Raw genomic sequence first — 7,062 nt, forward strand, 5'->3', positions numbered from 1 at the left:
CACGCCGGGACTGGCCTTCCTGCTGCTGACCATCGAGGCGCACGGTGAGGACGGTTACCTCGACTACTGGCGGGCGCTGGAAGAGAACGGGGCGCTGGTCGTCGATGGCTGGTCGGAGGCGTACTACACCCACTTCACGGCTGCGTCGGAGGGCGACCGGCCGGTCGTTGTCAGCTACGCCAGCAGCCCGGTGGCCGAGGTATACTTCGCCGAGGAGCCGCCGGCCGAAGCGCCCACCGCGGCCGTCGTCGGCGACGGGGCGTGCTTCCGCCAGATCGAGTTCGTCGGCATCGTGCGCGGCACGGAGGTAGAGGCGGCAGCGCGCCAGTTGGTCGACTTTATGTTGGGCCGGCGCTTCCAGGAGGACATCCCGCTGAAGATGTTCGTCTATCCGGCCAACGAGACGGCGGCGCTGCCGGAAGTGTTCGTGCAGCACAGTGTGTTGCCCGAAGCGCCGGTGACGATGGCGCCGGAGCGCATCACGGCCAACCGGGAGGCGTGGATTCAGGCGTGGACGGAGGCGGTGCTACGATAGAAGAGGAAGAATCCGCAGATTTCGCAGATTACGCAGATTTGGGGAGACCTGACAGGTGGGGTCGCGTTGCCGCAACGCGGCCCCACCTGTCAGGTCTTGGTTGGGGGAAATGAATCCGCATCTATGTCCGTCGCTGTGTCCGATGTACGAGCGGGGCGGCGCGCCTTCGATTAGTATGATGGCAGGCGAAGAACGCGCCGGCATTGGGGTAGCGGCGCGAATATCAAATAGATGTGGAAGAGGTCAGCCGTATGCAAGACGAACGCGCCAGCCAACTGGCGGCGGTTGAGGCGGAGATTCGCGCGTTGAGCGAGTCGCCGCTATATGACTACCGCGTTACCAACCACTATCATCCGGTCATCGGCGAGGGCAACCCGAACGCCGAGATCATGTTCATCGGCGAGGCCCCCGGCGAAGTGGAGGCCAAGACGGGCCGGCCGTTCGTGGGGCCGGCCGGCCGGATGCTCGATAGCCTGCTGAAGGGCATTGGGCTGGAGCGGAGCGACGTCTACATCACCAACGTGGTCAAGGATCGGCCGCCGGACAATCGCGACCCGCGGGTGAAGGAGGTTCGCCTCTACGCGCCGTTCCTATGGCGGCAAATCGAGATCGTCCAACCGCGGGTGGTCGTGCCGCTGGGCCGGCACGCGCTGGACTTTGTGCGCAAGCACTTCGAGGGGATGACGGAGGAAGGCTCGATCACGACCCTCCATGGCGTGGCCGTGCCGGTGGAAGCGCCGTACGGGCGGGTGTTCATCGTGCCGCTATTCCACCCGGCGGTGGTCTTCTATCGGGAAGATCTAAAGGAGACCATAGAGAACGACTTCCGCCTGTTGGGCGAGCTTATCAACAACCGGCAGCCGGCAGAGAAATGAATTAACCACGGATTTTCGCGGATAAGACGGATTGAATACAATTCAATCCGTCTTATCCGCAAAATCTGTGAAAATCCGCGGTTGATTTAGTCATCATAGTGCCGCCGGCTCTCCGCCTCGCGGCCGCGTACGACGCGCTTACCGGCCAGCGCCCCCTGGGCCTCGGTGACGACGGTGCGCTGGTGTTCTTCTTGCCCCTCGCGCTCGAAATAGATGACCACCCAATCGTTCGTCTTGCCCGCCTCGTGGGCGCGGGCAGTGTTGGAGAACATCGTCGTGAACGACCACTCGCCGCGCTTGGTGTGCAAGATGGGCAGCCACGCCTCCCCTTTAGGATTGAAGCGCTTGGGGGCGATGGTTTGCAACTCGCCGGCCGCGGCGCGACGGCGGTATTCGGCGTCCACGTCGAGCAGCACGTCCACTGGCGGCTCCTCCGGCCGACCGGCGGCGTTCTCCGTGCGCTGGCGGGCGCGGCGTTGGGCGGAGTCGCTGAGCATGCCGGCCAGCGTGGCCCTCACCGACTGGATGCGCTCGGGGCCAAAGCCCTCCACGGCGTCGAGCCGGCCGTCATGGGCAGCGACCTCCAGTTCCTCCAGTGTCTCGATGTCCAGCGTGGCGACGATACGCGCCGCCAGCTTCTCGCCGATGCCCGGCACGCGGGCGAAAAGGCGTTCCGGGCTGTGTTCGCTCTCCAGTTCGCGCAGTACATCGCTCTCGCCGGTGCGAACGTACTCGATGATCACGTTCGCCAGCCCCTCGCCAATGCCGGGCAGGGCCATCAGCGCCGCGCGGTCGCCGGCCTGAGCGGCGTCGGCCAGCGGGTCAGCGCCGCGGACGGTGGTCGCCGCGCTCTGGTAAGCGCGCACGCGGTACGGGTTGGTGTCCTGCGCCTCCAGCAGTTGGGCGATGCGCTCCAGCAGGTCGGCTATCTCGTCATTCGTTCGTTGCCTGGTCATAGGAAGATTTCAAAGAAGAAGCCACAGATTTCACAGATGACACCGATTTCTTTAACGCGAAAATCGGTGTCATCTGTGGATTCTTCTTTCAGGTAGACTTATCCATCAGCTTATCCAGCCGCAAGCGGGCTGCCTTAAGAGAGTCCGCATAATCGTAGAAGTTGGCCCACGGGTCGCCGCGCCGCTCCAGGTGTTCGAAGAGATTGTGGATGGTGTAGCTCTGGGAGGTGAGCTCAGGATCGTTCAGTTCGTCCCACGTCAACGGCGTGGCGACGGGCGCGCCGGGCCGGGCGCGGACGGCGTAGGGCGGCACGGCGGTCTGGGCGTAGGCGTTGCGCAGGTAGTCGAGGAACAGCCGGCCGCGGCGGGCCGCCTTGCGCGTCTCGGTCGTCAGCCGCTCCGGATCGCGCGCGGCCAGCAGGTCGGCCAGGTCGCGGGCGAAGGCGCGCGCCGTGTCGAAGTCGGCCTGGGCATCGAGCGGCACACCGACGTGCAGGCCGCGCGAGCCGGTAGTCATCAGGTAGGCGGGCAACTCCAGCTCGTCCAACAGGGCGCGCAGCGAGTGGGCGGCGGCGCGGGCAGCCTCGAACGCCTGGGGCGGGTCGAGGTCAAAGATGAGTTTATCGGGGCGTTGCAAGTCATCGGTGCGGCTGAGCCAGGTATGGGGGGTGATGCACGCCTGATCGACCAGATAGACGAGCGTCTCCGGCTTGTTGGCGACGATCTGCGGCTGTCGCTCGCCCGTCTCCAGCACCTCGATCTCCACCCGGTCGATCCAGTCGGGAAAGTGCTCGGGGGCCTGCTTCGCGTAGAAACCTGGCTTGTCGATGCCGTTGGGGAAGCGCTGCATGCTCAGCGGCCGGCCGGCCACGTGTGGCAGCATGACCTCGGATACACGCGCGTAGTAATCGGCCAGGTCGCCCTCGGTGATACCGTCGTTGGGGAAGAGTACTTTGCCGGCGTTGGAGACCTCGATGGTATGGCTGCCGACTTCAAAGGTCTTTATCGTCATGATTTCTCGTTGTCCTCGTCAGACTTCATCTGGAGCCACAGCCAGCGCGGTTCATCGCCGCCGGCGGTGCGGATGAGGGCGTAGGGGCCGTGGAGCCGGCGGCCTTCCAGGAAAATTTCGACCTTGCCTTCGTCGAGCGCCTCGTTCATGGAAGCCGGCTCGTCGCCCGTCTCGCGCAGGTTGCGATACGTGCCGCTGTCCCAAATCTCAACTTTGCCCGCGCCGTATTGGCCCTTCGGGATACGTCCTTCGAAGTTGGCATACCCCATCGGATGATCCTCGGTCGGCACGGCCAGGCGGCGCTCGCCCAGCTCGTCCGGCGGCCCCTTGGGCACGGCCCACGACTTGAGCACGCCGTCCACCTCCAGCCGGAAATCGTAGTGGAGTGTGCTGGCGTCGTGGCGCTGAATGACGAAAATGGGCCGGTCGGAGGCGCGCGTCTGGCCGCCGGCCGGCTCGGTCGTCACGTTGAAGTCTCGCTTTGCGCGGTACGCTTTGAGTGAGTCGGTCATATGCCTTCTTTCTCCCGCGACCATCGTAGTCGGTTGCGTATGGGCGGGCTGTATATCGAGATATGGAGGCCGGATATAAGTTGGGATACAGGGGCGGGTTTCAAACCCGCCCCTACTGGGTGGCTGTGGTCGTAGAGGCGGGTTCTAAAATCCACCCTCCAAGTTTGTAAAAAGCGGGGAGAGGGGTTACAAAGGGAGCCGCTACGCTTGTTATGCCCGACCTAACCATCACCCGCGCCCCCCGTCGCCTTTTGCGCAGCCTGGTCTTCCTGCTGCCACTGCTGTTCTTTGTCCTTTTCTACTTCTATCCGTTGGGGGCTATCCTGCGCCTGGGGCTGCTGCCGGAGGGGCGGCCCGACCTCTCCGCGCTGGCGCAGTTGTTCGCGTCGAGCTACTTCCTGCGCGTGCTGTGGTTCACGCTATGGCAGGCGGTCGTCTCCACGGCGCTGACGCTGGCGCTGGCCTTCCCCGGGGCCTACGTGCTGGCCCGCTTTCGCTTTCCGGGCAAGGCGCTGGTGCGGGCGCTGGCGACGCTGCCCTTTGTGCTGCCAACGGTGGTCGTGGCCGCCGCGTTCGTGGCTCTCATCGGCCCCAACGGCGTCATCAACGATTGGTTGCGGGCCGTGTTGGGGCTGGCGCGCCCGCCCATCCAGTTGACGCAGACGGTATGGATCATCCTGCTGGCCCACGTCTTCTATAACTATAGTGTCGCCCTACGGCTGCTGACGGCCTACTGGCAAAACTTGCCGCCGTCGCTGACCCAGGCGGCGCAGATGCTCGGCGCGTCGCCGGCGCGGGCGTTCGTCGAGGTGACGCTGCCGCTGCTGCGTCCGGCGATCATGGCCGCGGCCGTGCTCGTCTTCATCTTCTGCTTCACGAGTTTCGGCGTGGTGGTCATCCTGGGCGGGCCGCGTTTCGCTACCCTGGAGGTCGAGATTTACCGGCAGGCGGTCAACCTGTTCAACCTGCCCGTGGCCGCGGCCCTGTCGCTGTGGCAAATCCTGTTCACCTTCATCCTGATGGGCTTCTACACGCGGACGCAGGCGCGCATCAGCCGGCCGGTGCGCCCCGGCGCGCGGCGCGCGGTCGAGCGGCCGGCGCGGTCGGGTCGGGAGCGGCTGCTGGTCGGCGGGGTGGTGGCGGCCATCGTCGTCTTAATCGGCGCGCCGCTGCTGGCGCTGACGGGGCGTTCGTTGCGTGGGGCGGGGGGGCTGACGCTGGCCTACTACCGGGCGCTCTTCACCAATCGCGAGTCGTCGCTCTTCTTCGTGCCGCCGGCCGAGGCCATCCTCAACTCGGTCGCCATCGCCCTGGCGGCCATGGCGCTGGCCGTGACGCTGGGCCTCATCAGCGCGCAGTTGGTGACGCGCTGGGAGCGGACGCCCCGCAGCGCGGCCGGCGGGCGGGCGGCGCTCTCCCGACTGCTCGACCCGCTGCTCATGCTGCCGCTGGCGACTTCGGCTGTTACCCTGGGATTGGGCTACCTGATCAGCTTCGGGCGCCCGCCGCTGGTCCTGCGCGACTCCATCGCCCTGCTGCCCATCGTCCACGCCGTGGTGGCCGTGCCGTTCGTGCTGCGCACGGTCTTGCCCGGCTTTCGCGCCATCCCGCCCTCGCTGCGAGAGGTGGCGGCTATGCTGGGGGCGAACGAGTGGCGCGTGTGGCGCGAGGTGGATTGGCCGCTCATCCGGCGGCCGCTGCTGGTGGGGGCGCTGTTCGCCTTCACAATGAGCATGGGTGAGTTCGGCGCGACGGTCTTTCTCGTCCGGCCGGAGACGCCGACGCTGCCCGTGGCGATCTATCGCTTCCTGGGGCAGCCTGGGGCGCTCAACTATGGGCAGGCGTTGGCGATGAGCGTGTTGCTGATGGCGGTGTGCGCGGTGGCGTTTGTGGCGATTGAGCATTTCCGGGTTGGAGGAGAGGGAGAATTTTAAGAGGAGGAATCCGCAGGTTTCGCAGATCACGCAGATTTTAGAATGAAGCGGGTTGCTGTAGAGAAGGCTATGACGTTGTTAGAAGTAGTGGGGGTTAGCAAGTCGTTCGCGCCGGGGACGAGCGCGGTGGATGCCGTAAGTTTGACGCTGGAGCGAGGGGAGGTTTTGTGCCTGCTTGGCCCGTCGGGCTGCGGCAAGACGACGCTCTTGCGCATAATCAGCGGGCTGGAGCGAGCGGACGCCGGCCAGGTGCGCTTCGACGGCCGCGATATGGCCGGCGTGCCGCCCCATGAGCGCAGCTTCGGCATGATGTTTCAGGACTTCGCCCTCTTTCCCCACAAGAATGTCCGCGACAACGTGGCCTTTGGCCTGCGGATGCGGCGGCTGCCGGCGGCCGAGATCGACGCCCGTGTGGCCGAGATGCTGGCCGCGGTCGATCTGGACGGCTTCGGCGGGCGGGAGATCGGCCAGCTTTCGGGCGGGGAGCAGCAGCGGGTGGCGTTGGCCCGCGCATTGGCCCCCGGGCCGCAACTGCTGATGCTGGATGAGCCGCTGGGGGCGCTGGATCGGGCGCTGCGCGAGCGGCTGATGCTGGACGTGCGGGTCATCCTCAAGCGGGTGGGCATGACCGCTATCTACGTGACCCACGACCAGGCGGAGGCGTTCGCCGTCAGCGACCGTATGGCGGTGATGAATGCCGGCCGGATCGAGCAGCTGGATCGGCCGGAAGCGGTGCACGCCCAGCCGGCCACACCCTTTGTGGCGCGGTTCCTGGGCTTCGAGAATCTCCTGCCCGCGCGCGTCGCGGCGGCGGGGGAGGTGGAGACGGCGGTGGGCCGCTTCCGGCCGGCGGGCGAACCGCTGCCGTTCGGCGCGACGGGGCTGTTACTGATCAAGCCGGTGCTGGCCGGGATCGAGGCGGCCGGCGCGGCGGACAAGGGAGCGATCAACCAGGTCGCCGGCGTAGTGGAGGCGGTAACCTTCCGCGGGCGTTTCTCACAACTGTGGCTGGCCGCCGGCGGGGAGCGGCTGCTGTTCGAGGAGCAGGACTCGCTGCCATTCGCGCCCGGGGATCGGGTGCGGGTGACGGTGGGGGCGGAGCAACTTCAGATGTTTGTGGATGGTTCGTAGTCAGGCGATTCATCGCCGTTCTCCTCGTAGCGGGGCCCAGCCAGGGGGGGGTTAGACCCCCCCGCCCCCCAAGGGGGGGCGGACGGGGGGGAGAAAAGCCAAAAAAA

At 66.1% G+C, this 7,062-nt stretch carries 7 protein-coding genes; 4 read left to right on the forward strand and 3 right to left on the reverse strand.

From position 1 onward, the window contains the following. A partial coding sequence (locus ACE3UY_RS09915; protein WP_374687376.1) for a thiamine ABC transporter substrate-binding protein occupies positions 1 to 535 on the forward strand: 535 nt, incomplete at its 5' end. A gap of 251 nt (positions 536 to 786) precedes the next feature. Then, positions 787 to 1,410: a uracil-DNA glycosylase family protein gene (locus tag ACE3UY_RS09920; RefSeq protein ID WP_374687377.1), complete on the forward strand. Its 624-nt coding sequence runs from the start codon at positions 787 to 789 to the stop codon at positions 1,408 to 1,410. A gap of 86 nt (positions 1,411 to 1,496) precedes the next feature. Here ACE3UY_RS09920 and ACE3UY_RS09925 read toward each other — a convergent pair whose 3' ends face one another. The 3 genes from ACE3UY_RS09925 to ACE3UY_RS09935 form a co-directional block, all read right to left on the reverse strand. Further along, positions 1,497 to 2,366 (reverse strand): helix-hairpin-helix domain-containing protein, encoded by an 870-nt coding sequence (locus ACE3UY_RS09925; RefSeq protein ID WP_374687378.1) that lies wholly within the window; start codon positions 2,364 to 2,366, stop codon positions 1,497 to 1,499. 88 nt (positions 2,367 to 2,454) lie between these two features. Next, positions 2,455 to 3,378 (reverse strand): non-homologous end-joining DNA ligase, encoded by a 924-nt coding sequence (gene ligD, locus ACE3UY_RS09930; protein ID WP_374687379.1) that lies wholly within the window; start codon positions 3,376 to 3,378, stop codon positions 2,455 to 2,457. After that, positions 3,375 to 3,890: a DNA polymerase ligase N-terminal domain-containing protein gene (locus tag ACE3UY_RS09935; RefSeq protein ID WP_374687380.1), complete on the reverse strand. Its 516-nt coding sequence runs from the start codon at positions 3,888 to 3,890 to the stop codon at positions 3,375 to 3,377. Before ACE3UY_RS09935 ends, ligD begins: the two co-directional genes overlap by 4 nt. A gap of 212 nt (positions 3,891 to 4,102) precedes the next feature. Here ACE3UY_RS09935 and ACE3UY_RS09940 point away from each other — a divergent pair, with 212 nt between their 5' ends. Together ACE3UY_RS09940 and ACE3UY_RS09945 are read left to right on the forward strand one after the other, a co-directional pair. Then, positions 4,103 to 5,824, forward strand: a complete 1,722-nt coding sequence (locus ACE3UY_RS09940) for an ABC transporter permease (RefSeq protein ID WP_374687381.1) — start codon at positions 4,103 to 4,105, stop codon at positions 5,822 to 5,824. Positions 5,825 to 5,893: 69 nt separating this feature from the next. Continuing rightward, on the forward strand, positions 5,894 to 6,955 hold the full coding sequence (locus ACE3UY_RS09945) for an ABC transporter ATP-binding protein (RefSeq protein ID WP_374687382.1): 1,062 nt from the start codon (positions 5,894 to 5,896) through the stop codon (positions 6,953 to 6,955). Positions 6,956 to 7,062 lie beyond the last annotated feature (107 nt).

This window comes from Promineifilum sp. (SeqCode) (genome assembly GCF_041918635.1).
GTDB lineage: Bacteria > Chloroflexota > Anaerolineae > Promineifilales > Promineifilaceae > Promineifilum.

Bases quoted from the DNA above. Each gene is read 5' to 3' on its own strand.
- ligD (WP_374687379.1), bottom strand. From the start codon at position 3,378: ATGACGATAAAGACCTTTGAAGTCGGCAGCCATACCATCGAGGTCTCC.
- ACE3UY_RS09920 (WP_374687377.1), top strand. From the start codon at position 787: ATGCAAGACGAACGCGCCAGCCAACTGGCGGCGGTTGAGGCGGAGATT.
- ACE3UY_RS09925 (WP_374687378.1), bottom strand. From the start codon at position 2,366: ATGACCAGGCAACGAACGAATGACGAGATAGCCGACCTGCTGGAGCGC.
- ACE3UY_RS09935 (WP_374687380.1), bottom strand. From the start codon at position 3,890: ATGACCGACTCACTCAAAGCGTACCGCGCAAAGCGAGACTTCAACGTG.
- ACE3UY_RS09945 (WP_374687382.1), top strand. From the start codon at position 5,894: ATGACGTTGTTAGAAGTAGTGGGGGTTAGCAAGTCGTTCGCGCCGGGG.
- ACE3UY_RS09940 (WP_374687381.1), top strand. From the start codon at position 4,103: ATGCCCGACCTAACCATCACCCGCGCCCCCCGTCGCCTTTTGCGCAGC.